Annotated in this window: 19 protein-coding genes and 1 pseudogene; 6 read left to right on the top strand and 14 right to left on the bottom strand. The window is 72.6% G+C overall.

Translation table 11 applies throughout. The annotated features are described in order from the left end of the window. Positions 1 to 10: 10 nt before the first annotated feature. Positions 11 to 394 (bottom strand): phosphoribosyl-AMP cyclohydrolase, encoded by a 384-nt coding sequence (gene hisI / locus IE107_RS03490; RefSeq protein WP_072483174.1) that lies wholly within the window; start codon positions 392 to 394, stop codon positions 11 to 13. Between the two features lie 84 nt (positions 395 to 478). Here hisI and IE107_RS03485 point away from each other — a divergent pair, with 84 nt between their 5' ends. Next, positions 479 to 1,111, top strand: a complete 633-nt coding sequence (locus IE107_RS03485) for a TIGR03085 family metal-binding protein (RefSeq protein ID WP_189540910.1) — start codon at positions 479 to 481, stop codon at positions 1,109 to 1,111. Positions 1,112 to 1,146: 35 nt separating this feature from the next. Here the strand turns inward: IE107_RS03485 and IE107_RS03480 are convergent. The 9 genes and pseudogenes from IE107_RS03480 to hisD form a co-directional block, all read right to left on the bottom strand. Continuing rightward, positions 1,147 to 1,429: pseudogene (locus IE107_RS03480) on the bottom strand (MFS transporter); the annotation flags it as partial. A gap of 77 nt (positions 1,430 to 1,506) precedes the next feature. Then, complete coding sequence (gene hisF, locus IE107_RS03475) at positions 1,507 to 2,262, bottom strand: imidazole glycerol phosphate synthase subunit HisF (protein WP_189540909.1); 756 nt, start codon at positions 2,260 to 2,262, stop codon at positions 1,507 to 1,509. Then, positions 2,259 to 2,657: a RidA family protein gene (locus IE107_RS03470; protein ID WP_189540907.1), complete on the bottom strand. Its 399-nt coding sequence runs from the start codon at positions 2,655 to 2,657 to the stop codon at positions 2,259 to 2,261. Before IE107_RS03470 ends, hisF begins: the two co-directional genes overlap by 4 nt. Continuing rightward, complete coding sequence (gene priA, locus IE107_RS03465) at positions 2,654 to 3,379, bottom strand: bifunctional 1-(5-phosphoribosyl)-5-((5-phosphoribosylamino)methylideneamino)imidazole-4-carboxamide isomerase/phosphoribosylanthranilate isomerase PriA (RefSeq protein WP_189540905.1); 726 nt, start codon at positions 3,377 to 3,379, stop codon at positions 2,654 to 2,656. Before priA ends, IE107_RS03470 begins: the two co-directional genes overlap by 4 nt. Beyond that, positions 3,379 to 4,020 carry an imidazole glycerol phosphate synthase subunit HisH gene (gene hisH / locus IE107_RS03460; protein ID WP_189540903.1) on the bottom strand — a complete coding sequence of 214 codons (642 nt, stop codon included), beginning with the start codon at positions 4,018 to 4,020 and terminating at the stop codon, positions 3,379 to 3,381. Before hisH ends, priA begins: the two co-directional genes overlap by 1 nt. Before the next feature lie 11 nt (positions 4,021 to 4,031). Then, the gene (locus tag IE107_RS03455; RefSeq protein ID WP_189540901.1) at positions 4,032 to 4,199 is read right to left on the bottom strand and encodes a CG2302 family histidine operon protein; all 168 of its coding nucleotides are present in this window, start codon (positions 4,197 to 4,199) and stop codon (positions 4,032 to 4,034) included. Then, a complete protein-coding gene (hisB, locus tag IE107_RS03450) occupies positions 4,196 to 4,798 on the bottom strand; it encodes an imidazoleglycerol-phosphate dehydratase HisB (protein WP_189540899.1) in 603 nt (200 codons plus the stop codon). Before hisB ends, IE107_RS03455 begins: the two co-directional genes overlap by 4 nt. Then, on the bottom strand, positions 4,795 to 5,922 hold the full coding sequence (locus IE107_RS03445; protein WP_189540897.1) for a histidinol-phosphate transaminase: 1,128 nt from the start codon (positions 5,920 to 5,922) through the stop codon (positions 4,795 to 4,797). The genes hisB and IE107_RS03445 overlap by 4 nt, the downstream gene beginning before the upstream one ends. Continuing rightward, positions 5,919 to 7,241, bottom strand: coding sequence for a histidinol dehydrogenase (hisD, locus tag IE107_RS03440; protein WP_189540895.1), 1,323 nt, complete (start codon positions 7,239 to 7,241; stop codon positions 5,919 to 5,921). The genes IE107_RS03445 and hisD overlap by 4 nt, the downstream gene beginning before the upstream one ends. A gap of 138 nt (positions 7,242 to 7,379) precedes the next feature. Here hisD and IE107_RS03435 point away from each other — a divergent pair, with 138 nt between their 5' ends. The 4 genes from IE107_RS03435 to ybaK all read left to right on the top strand — a co-directional run bounded on the left by IE107_RS03435 (position 7,380) and on the right by ybaK (position 11,615). Continuing rightward, positions 7,380 to 8,981 (top strand): oxidoreductase, encoded by a 1,602-nt coding sequence (locus IE107_RS03435; RefSeq protein ID WP_189540893.1) that lies wholly within the window; start codon positions 7,380 to 7,382, stop codon positions 8,979 to 8,981. Between the two features lie 270 nt (positions 8,982 to 9,251). After that, a complete protein-coding gene (locus tag IE107_RS03430; RefSeq protein WP_189540891.1) occupies positions 9,252 to 10,289 on the top strand; it encodes a hypothetical protein in 1,038 nt (345 codons plus the stop codon). A 5-nt stretch (positions 10,290 to 10,294) separates the two neighbouring features. Beyond that, entirely contained in the window at positions 10,295 to 11,038 is a 744-nt protein-coding gene (locus IE107_RS03425) for an LON peptidase substrate-binding domain-containing protein (protein ID WP_189540889.1), read from the top strand. 31 nt (positions 11,039 to 11,069) lie between these two features. After that, entirely contained in the window at positions 11,070 to 11,615 is a 546-nt protein-coding gene (gene ybaK / locus IE107_RS03420; protein WP_189540887.1) for a Cys-tRNA(Pro) deacylase, read from the top strand. Here ybaK and IE107_RS03415 read toward each other — a convergent pair. From IE107_RS03415 to IE107_RS03400, 4 genes are all read right to left on the bottom strand, one after another. Continuing rightward, positions 11,612 to 12,349, bottom strand: a complete 738-nt coding sequence (locus IE107_RS03415; protein WP_189540885.1) for an ABC transporter permease — start codon at positions 12,347 to 12,349, stop codon at positions 11,612 to 11,614. The genes ybaK and IE107_RS03415 overlap by 4 nt on opposite strands. 34 nt (positions 12,350 to 12,383) lie before the next feature. Continuing rightward, positions 12,384 to 13,244 (bottom strand): ABC transporter permease, encoded by an 861-nt coding sequence (locus tag IE107_RS03410; RefSeq protein WP_189540883.1) that lies wholly within the window; start codon positions 13,242 to 13,244, stop codon positions 12,384 to 12,386. 67 nt (positions 13,245 to 13,311) lie between these two features. Then, positions 13,312 to 14,286, bottom strand: a complete 975-nt coding sequence (locus IE107_RS03405; protein WP_189541371.1) for an ABC transporter ATP-binding protein — start codon at positions 14,284 to 14,286, stop codon at positions 13,312 to 13,314. 154 nt (positions 14,287 to 14,440) lie between these two features. Further along, positions 14,441 to 15,721, bottom strand: a complete 1,281-nt coding sequence (locus IE107_RS03400; RefSeq protein WP_189540882.1) for an NYN domain-containing protein — start codon at positions 15,719 to 15,721, stop codon at positions 14,441 to 14,443. Positions 15,722 to 15,945: 224 nt separating this feature from the next. Between IE107_RS03400 and IE107_RS03395 the strand changes: the two genes are divergently transcribed. After that, complete coding sequence (locus tag IE107_RS03395; protein ID WP_189540880.1) at positions 15,946 to 16,125, top strand: hypothetical protein; 180 nt, start codon at positions 15,946 to 15,948, stop codon at positions 16,123 to 16,125. The last annotated feature ends 21 nt before the right edge of the window (positions 16,126 to 16,146 follow it).

Here is a 16,146-nt window from a genome sequence, read left to right as displayed (position 1 = left end):
CGGGCGGCCCTTACTGCGCGAGCGGGAGGACGTCGGCGTCGAAGCAGGTGCGGTCGCCGGTGTGGCAGGCGGCACCCGTCTGGTCGACCCGGACGAGGACGGTGTCGGCGTCGCAGTCGAGGGCGACGGACTTGACCCGCTGGATGTGGCCCGAGGTGTCGCCCTTGACCCAGTACTCCTGCCGGCTGCGGGACCAGTAGGTGCAGCGGCCGGTGGTGAGGGTGCGGTGCAGGGCCTCGTCGTCCATCCAGCCGAGCATCAGCACCTCACCGGTGTCGTACTGCTGGGCGATGGCCGGGACGAGTCCGTCGGCACCGCGCTTGAGGCGGGCCGCGATGGCCGGGTCGAGATTGCCGGACGGCGGCGGAGTGCTGGGCGTGGGCGCGCTGGTCATGCGCCCATTGTGCCGTGGCCGCGGGGTCGATTCCGTGCGGCGTCCACTGGGCGGACCGCGTGCGGCAGCCGTACGCTGGCGACCATGTCGACCCATGCGAAGCGCGAACGACTTCTGCTCGCCGACCTGTTGGAGGCGGCGGGGCCGGAGGCACCGACCCTGTGCCACGGCTGGACCACCCGGGACCTGGCCGCCCATGTGGTGGTCCGCGAGCGCCGGCCGGACGCGGCGGGCGGGGTGGTGCTGGGCGTGCTGAAGAACCGCCTCGAACGGGTGCAGGCGGAGTACGTGGCGAAGCCGTACGAAGAGCTGATCCAGCTGATCCGTACCGGACCGCCGCGGATGTCCCCGTTCGGTCTGAAGCAGATCGACGAGGCCGCCAACACCGTCGAGTTCTACATCCATGCGGAGGACGTCCGCCGGGCGCAGCCGGACTGGTCGCGGCGCGAGCTGGACCCGGTCTTCGCCGATCTGCTGTGGTCGCGCGCCGAGAAGACGGCCCGGCTGCTGGGCCGCAGGTCCCCGGTGGGGCTGGTGCTGCGCCGCCCGGACGGCCAGACGGCGGTGGCGCACAAGGGCACCCCGGTGGTGACGGTGACCGGCGAGCCGGGCGAGCTGCTGCTCTTCGCGTTCGGGCGGCAGGACGCGGCCGTGGTGGGCCTGGAGGGCGACAAGGACGCGGTGGACCGGCTGCACACGGCGGAGCTGGGGATGTAGGGCCTTCGTCCGGATCAGGCCGGGAGTTCCGCGCGGCCGCACGGGGCTCCGACGACATCGGCGAGACGAGTGGCGAGCCCGCGCGGCCCCTGGACGCGGGCCGGCTCTCCGGCAGTGGTGATCCGGGGCGGCAGGGCGCCGACGGCGGGCAAGGAAGAGGGCGTCGACCACGCCGAAGACCAGCGCGACGGCGATCAGCATCCACAGCGCGGGCGAGGTGAGCAGCAGCGCGGCGGCCAGAGCGAGGACGACCAGGCAGCGGCGGGCGGCGTCGCTGCCGATGACGACACGGCGCGGTCCGATCCGGTCGGCGAGCATCAGCAGGAACGGCACCGGAAAAGCCGATCGCCGGACGGGCCGTGGCGGCCCGTCCGGCGATCGATGGGTACTGCCGATCAGCGGACCGGGTGTCCGGCCTCCCTGAGCGCGTCCTTGACCTCGGAGATCCGCAGATCGCCGAAGTGGAAGACGGAGGCGGCGAGCACCGCGTCGGCCCCCGCCGAGATGGCGGGTGCGAAGTGGGCGAGCCGGCCGGCGCCGCCGGAGGCGATGACGGGGACGGTCACGTGCTTGCGGACCGCCGCGATCATCTCGGTGTCGTAGCCGTCCTTGGTGCCGTCCGCGTCCATCGAGTTGAGCAGGATCTCGCCCGCGCCCAGCTCGGCGGCGCGGTGCGCCCATTCGACGGCGTCCATTCCGGTGCCCCTGCGACCGCCGTGCGTGGTGACCTCGAAGGTGCCCGCGGGGGTGCGCCGGGCATCCACGGAGAGCACCAGGACCTGGCGGCCGAAGCGCTCGGCGATCTCCCGGATGAGGTCGGGGCGGGCGATGGCGGCGGTGTTGACGCCGACCTTGTCCGCACCGGCCCGCAGCAGCCTGTCGACGTCGTCGGCGGTACGGACGCCGCCACCGACCGTGAGCGGGATGAAGACCTGCTCGGCGGTGCGGCGCACCACGTCGTAGGTGGTCTCCCGGTCGCCGCTGGAGGCCGTGATGTCCAGGAAGGTCAGCTCGTCGGCGCCCTCGGCGTCGTACAGCTTCGCCATCTCGACGGGGTCGCCCGCGTCGCGCAGGTTCTGGAAGTTGACGCCCTTGACGACCCGGCCGTTGTCGACGTCCAGGCAGGGGATGACGCGTACCGCGAGGCTCATCGCGCACCTCCCCGGTACGCCTCGACCTCGACCTCGACGACCAGGCTCGGGTCCACCAGACCGGACACGATGATCATCGACGCCGCGGGGCGGACGTCGTCGAAGAGCTCCTTGTGGGCACGGCCGACCTCGTCCACGTCCCGGGCGTGCGTGACGTACATCCGGGTGCGGACGACGTCCTCACGGCCCAGGCCGAGCTGCTTCAGCGCGTCGAAGGCGACCTTGAAGGAGGTGACGGTCTGCTCGTACGGGCCGCCCGCGGAGATCTGCCCGTTCTCCACCGACGTGCAGCCGGCCACCAGGACGAGGCCGTTCGGCAGCTCGACCGCGCGGGAGTAGCCGAACTTCTCCTCCCAGGGGGCGCCGGAGGAGATGCGGTTGACGGAGTCGCTCATCCGGAGACCACCTGCAGCGCTTCTTCGAGGGTGAACGCCTTGGCGTACAGCGCCTTGCCGACGATCGCGCCCTCGACGCCGTCCGGGACGAGCGAGGCGATGGCCCGCAGGTCGTCCAGCGAGGAGACCCCGCCGGAGGCGACGACGGGCTTGTCGGTGGCGGCGCAGACGTTCTTCAGGAGCTCCAGGTTGGGGCCCTGGAGCGTGCCGTCCTTGGCGATGTCGGTGACGACGTAGCGGGCGCAGCCCTCGGAGTCGAGGCGCTCCAGCGTCTCGTAGAGGTCGCCGCCGTCGCGGGTCCAGCCGCGGCCGCGCAGCGTGGTGCCGCGGACGTCGAGGCCGACGGCGATCTGGTCGCCGTGCTCGGCGATGACCTTGGCGACCCACTCGGGGGTCTCCAGGGCGGCGGTGCCGAGGTTGACCCGGCGGCAGCCGGTGGCGAGGGCGGCGGCGAGCGAGGCGTCGTCGCGGATGCCGCCGGAGAGCTCGACCTTGATGTCCATGGCGCCGGCCACCTCGGCGATCAGCGCGCGGTTGTCCCCGGTGCCGAAGGCGGCGTCCAGGTCGACGAGGTGCAGCCACTCGGCCCCGGCACGCTGCCAGGCGAGAGCGGCCTCCAGCGGGGAACCGTAGGAGGTCTCGGAGCCGGACTCGCCATGGACGAGGCGGACGGCCTGGCCGTCGCGGACGTCGACGGCGGGGAGCAGTTCAAGCTTCGGCATCAGAGTGTCTCGATCCAGTTGGTCAGCAGCTGGGCGCCGGCATCGCCGGACTTCTCGGGGTGGAACTGGGTGGCCCACAGGGCACCGTTCTCCACGGCGGCGACGAACGGCTCGCCGTGGGTGGCCCAGGTGACCCGGGGGGCACGGATCTTGGGGTTGGTGACTTCCAGGCTCCAGTCGTGCACCGCGTAGGAGTGCACGAAGTAGAACCGGGCCTCGGGGTCGAGACCGGCGAAGAGCTGGGAGTCCTCGGGGGCCCGCACGGTGTTCCAGCCCATGTGCGGGACGACCGGGGCCTTCAGCGGGGTGACGGTGCCGGGCCATTCGTCCAGGCCCTCCGTCTCCACGCCGTGCTCGATGCCGCGCTCGAAGAGGATCTGCATACCGACGCAGATGCCCATGACGGGGCGGCCGCCGGAGAGCCTGCGGCCGATGATCCATTCACCGCGGGCCTTCTTCAGCCCGTCCATGCAGGCGGAGAAGGCGCCGACGCCGGGCACCAGCAGCCCGTCGGCGTTCATCGCCTTCTTGTAGTCGCGGGTGATCTCGACGTCCGCGCCGACGTGGGCGAGGGCCCGCTCGGCGGAGCGGACGTTGCCGAAGCCGTAGTCGAAGACGACGACCTTCTTGTTGTCGCTCACAGCTCGTTTCCTCAGTCCCAGAGTCCCTGGATCCGCAGAATGCCTGCCAACAGGCACATCACGGAGCCGAGCGAGAGCAGGACGATGACGCCCTTGGGCATGCCCTGCTTGGCGAAGGAGTAGACACCGCCGGCCAGGAAGAGGCCGACGACGATCAGGATGGTGTTGAGGCCGGTCACAGCGCGCCCTTCGTGGAGGGAAGGATCCCGGCGGCGCGCGGGTCGCGCTCACTGGCGTAGCGCAGGGCGCGGGCGAGCGCCTTGAACTGGCACTCCACGATGTGGTGGGCGTTGCGCCCGTACGGCACGTGGACGTGCAGGGCGATCTGCGCCTGCGCGACGAAGGACTCCAGAATGTGCCGGGTCATCGTCGTGTCGTACGCACCGATCATCGGCGCCATGTTCTCCGGCTCGGTGTGCACCAGGTAGGGGCGGCCGGACAGGTCGACGGTGACCTGGGCGAGCGACTCGTCCAGCGGGACGGTGCAGTTGCCGAAGCGGTAGATGCCGACCTTGTCACCGAGCGCCTGCCGGAACGCGGCACCGAGGGCGAGGGCGGTGTCCTCGATGGTGTGGTGCGAGTCGATGTGCAGGTCGCCGTCGGTCTTGACCGTGAGGTCGAAGAGCCCGTGCCGGCCGAGCTGGTCGAGCATGTGGTCGTAGAAGCCGACCCCGGTCGACACATCGACCTTGCCGGTGCCGTCGAGGTTGATCTCGACGAGTACCGAGGTTTCCTTGGTGGTGCGTTCGACTCTTCCTACGCGGGCCGCGCGAGTCATGCGTCGTGCTCCTTCTTCAGTTCGCGTACCGCATCGAGGAACGCGTCGTTCTCTGCCGGGGTGCCCGCGGAGACCCGCAGCCATCCCGGTACGCCGTTGTCCCGGACCAGGACGCCCCGGTCGAGGATCCGCTGCCAGGCGATGTGGCTGTCGGCGAAGCGGCCGAACTGGACGAAGTTGGCGTCCGAGTCGGTGACGTCGTAGCCGAGAGCGCGCAGCTCGTCGACGATCCGGTCGCGCTCGCTCTTGAGCTGTGCGACGTATCCGAGCAGCGTATCGGTGTGCTCCAGGGCGGCGAGCGCGGTGGCCTGGGTGACGGAGGACAGGTGGTACGGCAGCCGCACCAGCTGGACCGCGTCCACCACGGCCGGGTCGGCGGCGAGGTACCCCAGACGCAGTCCGGCGGCGCCGAACGCCTTCGACATGGTGCGCGAGAGCACCAGGTTCGGCCGGCCCTCGATCAGCGGCAGCAGCGAGGCGTGGTGGCTGAACTCGCCGTACGCCTCGTCGACGACGACCATCGACGGCTTGGCCGCCTGGGCGGCTTCGTGGAGCGCGAGCACGGTCCCGGCGTCGACGGCGGTGCCGGTGGGGTTGTTGGGAGAGGTGATGAAGACGACGTCGGGCCGGTGCTCGGCGATGGCCCGCTTCGCGGCCTCGACGTCGATGGTGAAGTCCTCGTTGCGCGGTCCGGAGATCCAGCCGGTGCCGGTGCCGCGGGCGATGAGGGCGTGCATGGAGTACGAGGGCTCGAAGCCGATCGCGGTGCGGCCGGGGCCGCCGAAGGTCTGGAGGAGCTGCTGGAGCACCTCGTTGGAGCCGTTGGCCGCCCAGACGTTGGCGAGGGAGACCTCGTGCCCGGCGGTGCGGGTGAGGTAGCGGGCCAGTTCGGTACGGAGCTCGACGGCGTCCCGGTCGGGGTAGCGGTTGAGGTCGCGGGCGGCCTCGCGGACCCGCTCGGCGATCCGCTCGACGAGCGCCTCGGGCAGCGGGTAGGGGTTCTCGTTGGTGTTCAGCCGCACGGGTACGTCGAGCTGCGGCGCCCCGTAGGGGGACTTGCCACGCAGTTCGTCGCGGATCGGGAGATCGTCGATGCGGGTGCGGGGGGTGTTGCTGTGCGTCACTGCTGCGGGACCTTCCAGCCGAACCTGGCCTTGAGCGCGGCACCGTGGGCGGGGAGGTCCTCCGCCTCGGCGAGGGTCACGACGTGGTGGGTGACCTCGGCGAGCGCGTCGCGCGTGTAGTCGACGATGTGGATGCCGCGCAGGAAGGACTGCACGGAGAGGCCCGAGGAGTGGCAGGCGCAGCCGCCGGTGGGCAGGACGTGGTTGGAGCCGGCGCAGTAGTCGCCGAGCGAGACCGGGGCCCAGGGACCGACGAAGACCGCACCGGCGTTGCGGACCCGGTCGGCGACGGCGGCGGCGTCGGCGGTCTGGATCTCCAGGTGCTCGGCGGCGTACGCGTCGACGACCTTGAGGCCGTCCTCCAGGTCGTTGACCAGGACGATCGCGGACTGGGGGCCGGCCAGTGCGGGCTCGATCCGGTCGGTGACGTGCTTGGTCGCGGCGATCTGCGGCGTCAGCTCGGCCTCGGTGGCCGCGGCCAGCTCCGCGGAGTCGGTGACCAGGACCGCGGCGGCCATCGGATCGTGCTCGGCCTGGCTGATCAGGTCGGCGGCGACGTGCACCGGGTCGGCGGTGGAGTCCGCGAGGATCGCGATCTCGGTGGGGCCCGCCTCCGCGTCGATGCCGATGCGGCCCTTGAGGAGGCGCTTGGCGGCGGCGACGTAGATGTTGCCGGGGCCGGTGACGAGGTTCACCGGAAGGCATTCGGCCGTTCCGTACGCGAACATCGCGACGGCCTGGGCGCCGCCGGCCGCGTACACCTCGTCGACGCCGAGCAGGGCGCAGGCGGCGAGGATGGTGGGGTGCGGCAGACCGCCGAAGTCCTTCTGCGGCGGGGAGGCGACGGCGATGCCCTCGACGCCCGCCTCCTGGGCCGGTACGACGTTCATGACCACGGACGACGGGTAGACGGAGCGCCCGCCCGGGACGTACAGGCCGACGCGCTCGACCGGCACCCACTTCTCGGTGACGGTGCCGCCGGGGACGACCTGAGTGGTGTGCGTGGTGCGGCGCTGCTCGCGGTGGACGAGGCGGGCCCGGCGGACCGACTCCTCCAGGGCGGCGCGCACGGCCGGGTCGAGCTGTTCGAGAGCCTCGGCGATCGCTGCGGCCGGGACCCGGATCGAGTCGAGCCGTACGCCGTCGAATTTCTCCCCCCACTCGATCACTGCCGCGGAGCCACGATGGCGTACGTCCTCGCAGATGGGCCGCACCGTCTCCAGGGCGGCTTCCACGTCGAACTCGGCACGGGGCAGCAGGTCGCGCAGGGCTCCGCCCTCGGGGAGGGCCTTGCCGCGCAGATCGATTCGAGAGATCACACCGCAATTCTCGCAGACCGCCTGCGGCGTCCGGTCGCCCGTATCACTGGCTGATACGTGTCCCGGACGTCACCGCTGACCAATAGCGTTCACGTCGTCACCCAGGGGGAAGAACAGCTCCGAGCGGAAGGGGCACCCGTGACCGAACCGCACGACGGCGATTTCCCGGACGGTCTGAGCGCAGCCGAGCTGGGCATGTGGCAGGCCTTCCGGAACGGCAGTACCTACGATCTGCGCGCCCGCGACCCGGCGCAGGACGATCCGTTCGCGCCGCGCGTCTGGGGGCCGGAGCGCAGTGTGGACGGGCGAGTCGTCGCGCGTCTGCTGCTCTCGGGGCCGCCGCCGCGGCCCGGCCGGGTCGCGGCGCTGAAGCTCCGGGGGGTGCGGATCACCGGAACACTCGATCTCGCGGGCGGGCGCGTCGCGCCTTACGTCGAGATGACCGGCTGCCGCTTCGAGAACGAGGTGGTGCTGCCGGAATGCCACTTCACGACGTTGCGGATCGTCGGCTGCGCGATGCCGAGGCTGGAGGCGGCCCGGCTGCGCACCGAGGGCGATCTGCATCTGCCGCGCTGCCGGATCCCGCGCGGGATCCGGCTCACCGACGCCCAGATCGGCACCGATCTGCTGATCAACCAGATCGAGATCGGCCCGGACCGGGGCGGACGGGCGCTGGCCGGTGACGGGCTGGCGGTCGCCCAGGACCTTCAGGCGGAGCTGATCGAGGCGCGCGGCGAGCTGAGTCTGCGCGGGGCGAAGGTCGGCGGTTCGCTGAGCCTGCGCGGCAGCCGGCTGCGGGGCAGGGAGGGGCGGCGTGCGCTGAACGCCCCGCAGCTGACCGTGGAGCGGACGCTGTACATGAGCGAGGCCTGGGTGAGCGTCGACACCGGGATCCAGGGCACCACTCCCCCGTTCGGCATCGTCATGACGTCGACCCCGGCGAACGGCACGCGTGCGCAGGGCTTCGAGTGCCGGGGCGGGGTGCGCCTGGACGACGGACGGTTCGGCGACGCCGTCGACCTGCACAAGGCGCGGTTCGTGCTGGGCCGGCACGAGGAGCTGTCGTTGCGCCGGATCGTCACCCCGGAGCTGCGGTTCAACGCGGAACGGCCGGAGGAGGGCCGGGTCGTGCTGAACGGCGCGAAGGTCGTCACGCTGATCGACGTGTCGACCAGCTGGCCGGGGCCCGGCGGACTGGCGATGGGCGGTTTCGCGTACGAGAACCTCGTCCCGTACGGGCACTTCCCGCTCTCCCGGCGCCTGGAATGGGTGGCGGCGGCGACCCCGGAGTACGTCCCCGAACCGTACGAGCGCCTCGCGACGGTGCTGCGCAACTGCGGGGAGGACGCGGATGCCCGGGAGGTGCTGCTGGCCAAGCAGCGGCGGCGGCGCGAGACGCTGCCGCTCGCCGCGAAGCTCTGGGGCTTCCTCCAGGACTGGACAGTGGCGTACGGCTACCGGCCGGGGCGGGCCGCTGTGTGGATGGCCCTGCTGTGGGCGGCGGGGACGCTGGCCTTCTCCCGGCACGTCCCGGCCGCGATCAAGGGGGACGAGCACCCGCAGTGGAACCCGGCGCTGTACGCGCTGGATCTGCTGATCCCGGTGATCAACCTGGGCCAGGACGGCTACTGGCGGATGGAGGGCGGCTGGCAGTGGGCGTCGGCGATGCTCGTCCTGCTGGGCTGGATACTCGCCACGACCGTCGCGGCGGGTGCCTCGCGGCTGCTGCGCCGGGGCTGACGCGGAATCCGGCCACGGCCGGCCGGACGACGGACCGTCCGGCCGGCCGTGGCCGCTGCTGCCGGAGGGGCGGCGCGGCCGTCATCGGCCGTGGTCGAACGACCGCCCGAGCCACGTCCGAACTACCGGAAGCCATCGGCCGGATCAACAGGAACAAGCCAGATTCCGCACTTTCCTTTACTTCTTCTTGACTCGGCCCGATACAACCCATTCACTCGGCACCAAAGCTTCACAGCGAGCCTCTGGCGCCGTCCCGACCAGCGCTTTTCAATGGTCTGCACCATGCCAATCCTTCGTGCTCTGCTCCGTGCCGCGTGCACGGTCCGGCGCCCCGCACAGGGCTCCGCCGGACTGCCCGCGGACGACGAGGTGCTGCTCGACGCCCCCGACGAGCGGCTCTCCCCGGCCCTCGTCGCCGCCGCCCTCGGGGAGTACGGACCGGCCGCGAAACTCCTCGCCACCACCCGGGACGGCGCCGAGTGGGAGAACCGCGACCGCTACCTCGGCCGGCTCGTCACCTTCGCCCGCAGCCGCGACGGCTGGCTGACCGACTGGCTCGCCGCCGCGCCGCACGACCCGGACGCGCTGCTCGTCAAGGCCGAGCTGGCGGTCCGCCGGGCCTGGGAGTCGCCCGCCCGGGCCGAGCAGCTGCGCCAGGTGGGACCGCTGATCACGGCGGCGGCCGAGAGCGATCCGCGCGACCCGGTGCCCTGGCGCCTCGCGCTCGACCACGCCCGTGGCACCCACGCCACGCACACCATGTTCGAGGCCCTGTGGGAACAGGCCGTCCGGCGTTCCTCGCACCACTACGGCTGCCATGTCGCGGCGCTGCGATACCTCTCCGCGGCCTGGTACGGCTCGCACCGCGAGTGCTTCGACTTCGCCGAGCGGGCCGCCGAGGACTCGCTGCCCAGCTCACTGGTGCAGGCGCTGCCGCTGCGGGCCGCCTTCGCCCTGCTGGTCGAGGGACCCGGTGCCCGGACCACCTCGGTGCAGGAGGAACGGATCGACGCGGCGGCGGATCTGGCCATCGCGCTGTCCGCCACCTTCGCCCCGGGCGACCCCTGGCCCGCCGAGGTCCGCAATCTGCTGGCATTCGTGCTGGTCACCCGGGGCCGCTGGGGCGAGGCGCTGGAACAGTTCCGGCGGATCGGACCGCACGCGGCGTCGTTCCCGTGGTCGTCGGTCTCCGAGGATCCGCTCGGCCGGTTCCTGGAGGCGCGGGACGTCACGCGGCTCCGGGCGGCCCGTGCGGCACCGATCCCGGGACGGGCCGACCGGAGCGGGCCCGGCGGCCATTACGCTTGAGCGTTGTGACCACCGCTCGCCTGCCTCTGTTCCCGCTGAACGCGGTGCTGTTCCCCGGCCTCGTGCTGCCGCTGAACGTCTTCGAGGAGCGTTATCGCGCCATGATGCGCGAGCTCCTGAAGACCGACGAGGACGAGCCCCGCCGCTTCGCCGTGGTCGCGATCCGCGACGGCCGCGAGACCGCCCCGACGGGCACCGGAATGCCGGACGCGGTGAACGTCCCCGCCGAACGCGGCCCCGCCGACGGCTTCGGCCCCGACCCGGTCCAGACCTTCCACCGGGTCGGCTGCATCGCCGACGCGGCGAAGATCCGGGAGCGGCCGGACGGCAGCTTCGAGGTCCTGGCGACCGGCACCACCCGGGTCAAGCTGCTCTCCGTCGACGCGAGCGGCCCGTTTCTGACGGCCGAGCTCGAAGAACTGGACGAGGGGCCCGGCGAGGAGGCGGGGGCACTCGCCGAGGGCGTACTGCGGGCCTTCCGCACCTACCAGAAGCGACTGGCCGGGGCGAGCGAGCGGTCCCTCACGACCGGCGCGGACCTGCCCGACGACCCCGCCGTCGTCTCCTACCTGGTCGCGGCGGCGGCCGTACTCGACGTACCGGCCAAGCAGCGGCTGCTCCAGGCGCCCGACACCGCGACCCGGCTGCGCGAGGAACTGATGCTGCTGCGCTCCGAGACCGCCGTCATCCGCCATCTGCCGTCCCTGCCCGCGGTGGATCTGACCCGCGCCCCGACCCACCCCAACTGATCCGACCACCGATCGACCGAGGACCGTCCCCGTGGCGAAGAAGCCCAAGAAGCAGCAGCAGTCCGGCGGCACCCCCGCCACGGTCGCCCTGACCGCGGCGGGCACGGCGTTCACCGTCCACTCCTACGACCACGACCCGGCGTCCGCCTCCTACGGCGAGGAAGCGGCCCAGGCGCTGGGCGTCTCTCCCGACCGGGTCTTCAAGACCCTGGTGGCGGACATCGACGGCACCCTGACCGTGGCGGTAGTCCCGGTGGCCGGCACCCTGGACCTCAAGGCCCTGGCCTCCGCGGTGGGCGGCAAGCGGGCCGCCATGGCCGACCCGGCGGCCGCCGAACGCACCACCGGCTACGTACGGGGCGGCATCTCCCCCCTGGGCCAGCGCAAGCGGCTGCGTACGGTGCTGGACGCGTCGGCACAGTCCCACGAAACGATCTGCGTCTCGGCGGGCCGCCGCGGCCTGGAGGTCGAACTCGCCCCGGCGGACCTGGCGTCACTGACGGGCGCGGTGTTCGCGGAAATCGGCCGGGACAGCCGTCAGCCGAGCGCGCCCGTACCCACGCAGCGGCCCGACTAGGACTTCACCGGCGGCACCGACCCCCCGGACCCGGGCACGCCCGGCGCACCCGGCATGCCCGGAAACACCCCCCACTCCGGCTCCGGATCGCGCGGCCCGAACAACGCGGTCAGGCCGAGGTGCACCGCCATCGCCGCCAGCGGCCACGCCAGCAACGCCCCCTTCGCCCGCAGCTGGAGCGGCGCGTCGAAGACCACGCCCTTGCCGACCGCCCGCGCGTGCGCGACCACGTCCTGGGTCGGCCCGAGCCACACCCCCAGCCGCCAGGCCAGCAGCGAACCGAGCAGCCCGCCCAGCGCGAGCCCCGCCACCAGGGCGATGCCGCCGCGCCGCTGGAACCAGAAGACCAGCACCGCGGAGAGTGCCCCGAAGGCCAGGGCCAGCAGCACGAACGTCCCGTCGGCGCCGATCGCCTCCTCGCCCTCGCTGTCCTTCAGGAAGACGGCGGTGCTGTCGGAGATCAGCGGAACCCTCGGCGCCAGCCACAGCCAGAGGAGCCCGAGCCCGATGCCCGAGAGGGTCACGAGAGCAGTGACGACCGCGGCCCGCCGCAGGTCCGGCTGGAGATCCTGATCCTTCTCCTGCCGTGATTCCAGCGGGGCTCCCGGGTAGTGCCCGCCGGCCCCGTGCGAACCACCGGGTCCGCCGGATCCACCCGGGCCGCCCCAGTTCGGCGGGGTCTGCCAGGGATCGTTGGACGAGGGCTGGTGAGGCGGCGTCAGAGGTGCGGTCACCGTGCCATCGTGCCAGGCGCCCCCGCGTCGCGCCTCACCGGACCGCTGCCCTGCGGTACGCCCAGGTCGCCACGGCCAGTGAGAGGACGCCGACGACGGCGCAGACGGCGAGGTCCAGCGCGACGACCGCCCAGTCCGGGTGGGCGTCGAAGGAGCGCGAGAGTGCCTCGACCCCGTAGGTGGAGGGCAGCAGATCGCGCGCCCAGCCCATCGGTGCGGGCAGCCGGTCGGCCGGGAGCACACCGAGCAGCAGTGCCGCCGACATGCCCAGCTGACCGAGCAGCGTGGCCAGCTCCTGCCGGGGCGCGAGCAGCCCCAGCGCGGCGCCCAGCCCGGAGAGTGCCGCCCCGGAGAGCGGGATGACGGCGACGAGCACCCACAGATGCGTCAGCGGCAGCCCGAACAGCACACTGCCGGCCACGGCCGTGACGATCGTGCCCGGCACCGTGAAGGAGGCGTACGCCCCGGCCGAGCCGAGCACCACCGCGGCGGGCGGCACCGGCAGGGTGGCGTAGTGGTCGAGTCCGCCGCCGGCCCGCAGCTGCCCGAAGTACTGGGCGAGGAGATTGAGCGCCACGAAGGCCACGACGAGGACGCTGGAGCCGGCCACGACGGCCCGCGCCTCGGAGCCGCCGTCGACGACTCCGCGCATCAGCACCATGATCCCGACGGACTGGAACGTCGCGACGAAGAGCAGCGGGATACGCGCGACCCTGGCCCTGGACAGCTGGGCGCGGTAGACGGCCGCGAGCGAGGGGAACACCCGGGCCCGCGGGGCGAGCGGCGCGGGCCCCGCCTCCTCCTCGGCGGTGGCGTCGCCGGGGGTACCGGTCCGGCCGTCCGCCGTTGCCCGGACGGGTCCGGTCACCGCGTGCCCGGGAACGATGCTCGTCACCTGGCGCTGCTCCTGTTCGATCCCCGCCCGGCCGCGCACCCGCACCCGGTCGTCCGGCTCACCCCGGTCATGACTTCACCAGTCCTTTGGTCGCGTCCCCGCCGAGGGCGAGATAGACGTCCTCCAGGCTGGGTGTCGCCAGCGTGAAGTCGTCGAGTGCGGCGAAGGCCGCGCCGCCGGTCACCGCGGCGACCGCCGCCCGTGCCTCGTCGGGGCCGAGCCGCAGCACCCAGCGGCGGCCGGACTCCCGGGCCGAGGCGCGCAGCGCGGCGACTTCGGGCACGTCCAGGGGTGCCCGGTCGCGCCACACCAGCTCGACCCGGACCTCGCCCGCGACACGTTCCTTGAGCCCGTTCGGCGTGTCGCAGGCGATGACCTTGCCGCGTTCGATCACGGCAACCCGGTCGAGGACCGTCTCGGCCTCGATGACGTTGTGGGTGACCAGCAGTACCGTCGTGCCGCGCTCGGCCCGGCGCCGGTCCACGGCGGCCCAGACGGCACGCCGCGCGACGGGGTCCATGCCGGTCGTCGGCTCGTCCAGTACGAGCAGCGGCCGCTCGCCGACCAGTGCGGCCGCGAAGCAGGCGAGCCTGCGCTGTCCACCGGAGAGCTTCTTCAGGGGGCGACCCGCGATCTCGGTGAGCCCGAGTTCGCCGAGCACGGCGTCGCGCTCGGCGCGGGCGTCCGCCGCCGTGAGGCCGCGCAGCCGTCCGGTGGTCTCGGCGGCGAGCGACACGGTCAGCTCGTCGAGGGCGGTGGACTCCTGCCCGAGGTAGCCGATCAGCCGGGATGCCCGCTCCGGGTGGCGTACGAGATCGTGGCCCAGCACGGTGACGCCGCCGGAGTCGGGACGCATCAGCCCGGTGAGCTGGCGTACGAGGGTGGACTTGCCGGCGCCGTTGGGGCCGAGGAGTCCGAAGATCTCACCGCGCCGCACGTCCAGGCAGATCCCGTCGGTGGCACGCACCTCGGGTGTGGCGGGTGCGCCGCGGCGGCCGCGGGCGGCGGGATAGGTCTTGACCAGATCATGCACCGCGCACACGGTCCCGGTCGCCGGCTGCGCCTGTGCTGTGCCCGTACTCACGAGGTACGAGGGTACGGGGTCGGATGCCCCGGATTGCGCCCGGGGCCACACCGGCCGGGCGCCGCCGGGGCGGTCGGAGACCGGGCCGCCCGCCCCCGGTCGCGCCCGGCGGTCAGCCGGCGGGCGGGGTCGTCCGGTCCGCCGCAGGGGTGTGTTCGGCCGCGGCCCGTACATCGATCTCCCGCCAGAATCCCGCCCGGATCGCGTAGCGGTCGTGCTCGTCGATCTGGTCGTCCTTGTGGGCGAGCAGGCCGAAGCGTGCCGCGTAGCGCAGCAGTTCGCCGTCGATGCGGTGCGGGATGCGGGGATACATGCTCGACAGCGTCTGCAGATGGACGGTCTCCGGAAGCCGCTCCATCCAGCGACGGGCGAAGACCTGGCCCACCTCGAAGGGGTCGCCGCCGACGGTGGTGATGTCCTCCTCGCGGTCCGCCCAGCGCTGCTCGGCGCTGGTGAGCTGGGCCAGCGTCGGCAGGGAGGCGGTCTCGGCGGGCTCGCCCAGCGGTCCGCCGCGGTCCGTCCAGCTCTTGTCGGAGGACCAGCGCAGGGTCGCGCCGGCGGGCGAGGGCGGCGGGAGGTGCCGGTCGGGCTGGGCGCCGGGGCCGCGCAGGCTGCCCGCCAGGTCCTTGGGGGTGGGGACGCCCCTGCCCGCGTGCGGCGGCCGGTCGGTGCCGGGGCTCTGCTCGGACGGCGGGGCCGTGCCGTCGGCGGCGGCCCCCTGGACCTCGGCGGTCCGCTCGGCGGAGGCGGCGAGGGCGGCCTCGGGCAGCGGCGCGGAGAGGATCGCGGCAATCTCCGGGCGGGGCGCGGGCGGCGGGGCGCAGATGCCGCCGGTCTCCTTGGGACGTACGGCCTGAGTGATCCAGGCCCGGTCGAGCACCCTTCGTTCGTCGGCCTCGGCCACCAGGTCCTCGGACTGGTTGTAGTCGCCGTCGGCGGCCTGGACGGCCCACAGGTGGACGGCGACGCCGTGTTCCTTGGCGGACATCAGGCCGGGCAGCAGGTCTCCGTCGCCAGTCACCAGCACCACGTCCGAGCAGGCCCGGTTCCTGGCGAGTTCGGTGAGCTCGGCGTGCATCGCGGCGTCGACGCCCTTCTGTGCCCAGCGCCCGTCGCTGCGGGTGAGGGCGCCGAGCCGGACGGTCACCCGGGGCATCACGCGCAGTCTGCGGTGCTCGGGCTGCGGCACGCGGTCGGGGGCGCCGTCGAACCAGTAGATCCGCAGCAGCGGCTGCTGCGTATCGGCCTCGGCCCGGTCGCGCAGACCCCGGATGAGGGCCGCGTGGTCGACCGTGATGCGGGAACGCGCGGGCTCCCCGGCCAGCAGACTCGCGGCTGCGCCCAGCAAGTAGCCGGCGTCCACCAGAACGACGCAACGGTCCACGCGATCCACCCTCTTCCGGAAGTTCGGGTGCGGTCTTTGCCAAGGGTTTCCTTCGAGTCTGCCCGACCGCGCAGGGGTTGACGTCCGGAACTCGATCATCGGCGTGGCGGATCGGGAAAACGACGCATCCCGCCCCACCACTACGCACGGTAATGATCCAACATGCACGGCTTATCCCGCTATGTGAATCTGAACGCGGTCCTGGCCCCGAGAGTCCCCACAGGAGGAACACCATGGCCAAGAACAAGAACCGCAAGCAGGGCAGCCAGCAGAACCGCGCGTCCGGTCCGGAGCGCGGCGCGGAAGAGGCCAAGACGAGCGCGTACGACTCGCAGATACAGCCTCAGTCGCAGGCCCAGGGCAGCCCTGCCGATGTTGCCCGTAAGCACCAGCGGCGCTTCGGTCACAACTGACCGGAGCCGTCTGCGGTCCGG

It is taken from the genome of Streptomyces gelaticus, assembly GCF_014649535.1.
In the GTDB taxonomy this organism is placed as follows: Bacteria; Actinomycetota; Actinomycetes; order Streptomycetales; family Streptomycetaceae; genus Streptomyces; species Streptomyces gelaticus.
This window is presented reverse-complemented; position numbering and strand designations above follow the sequence as displayed.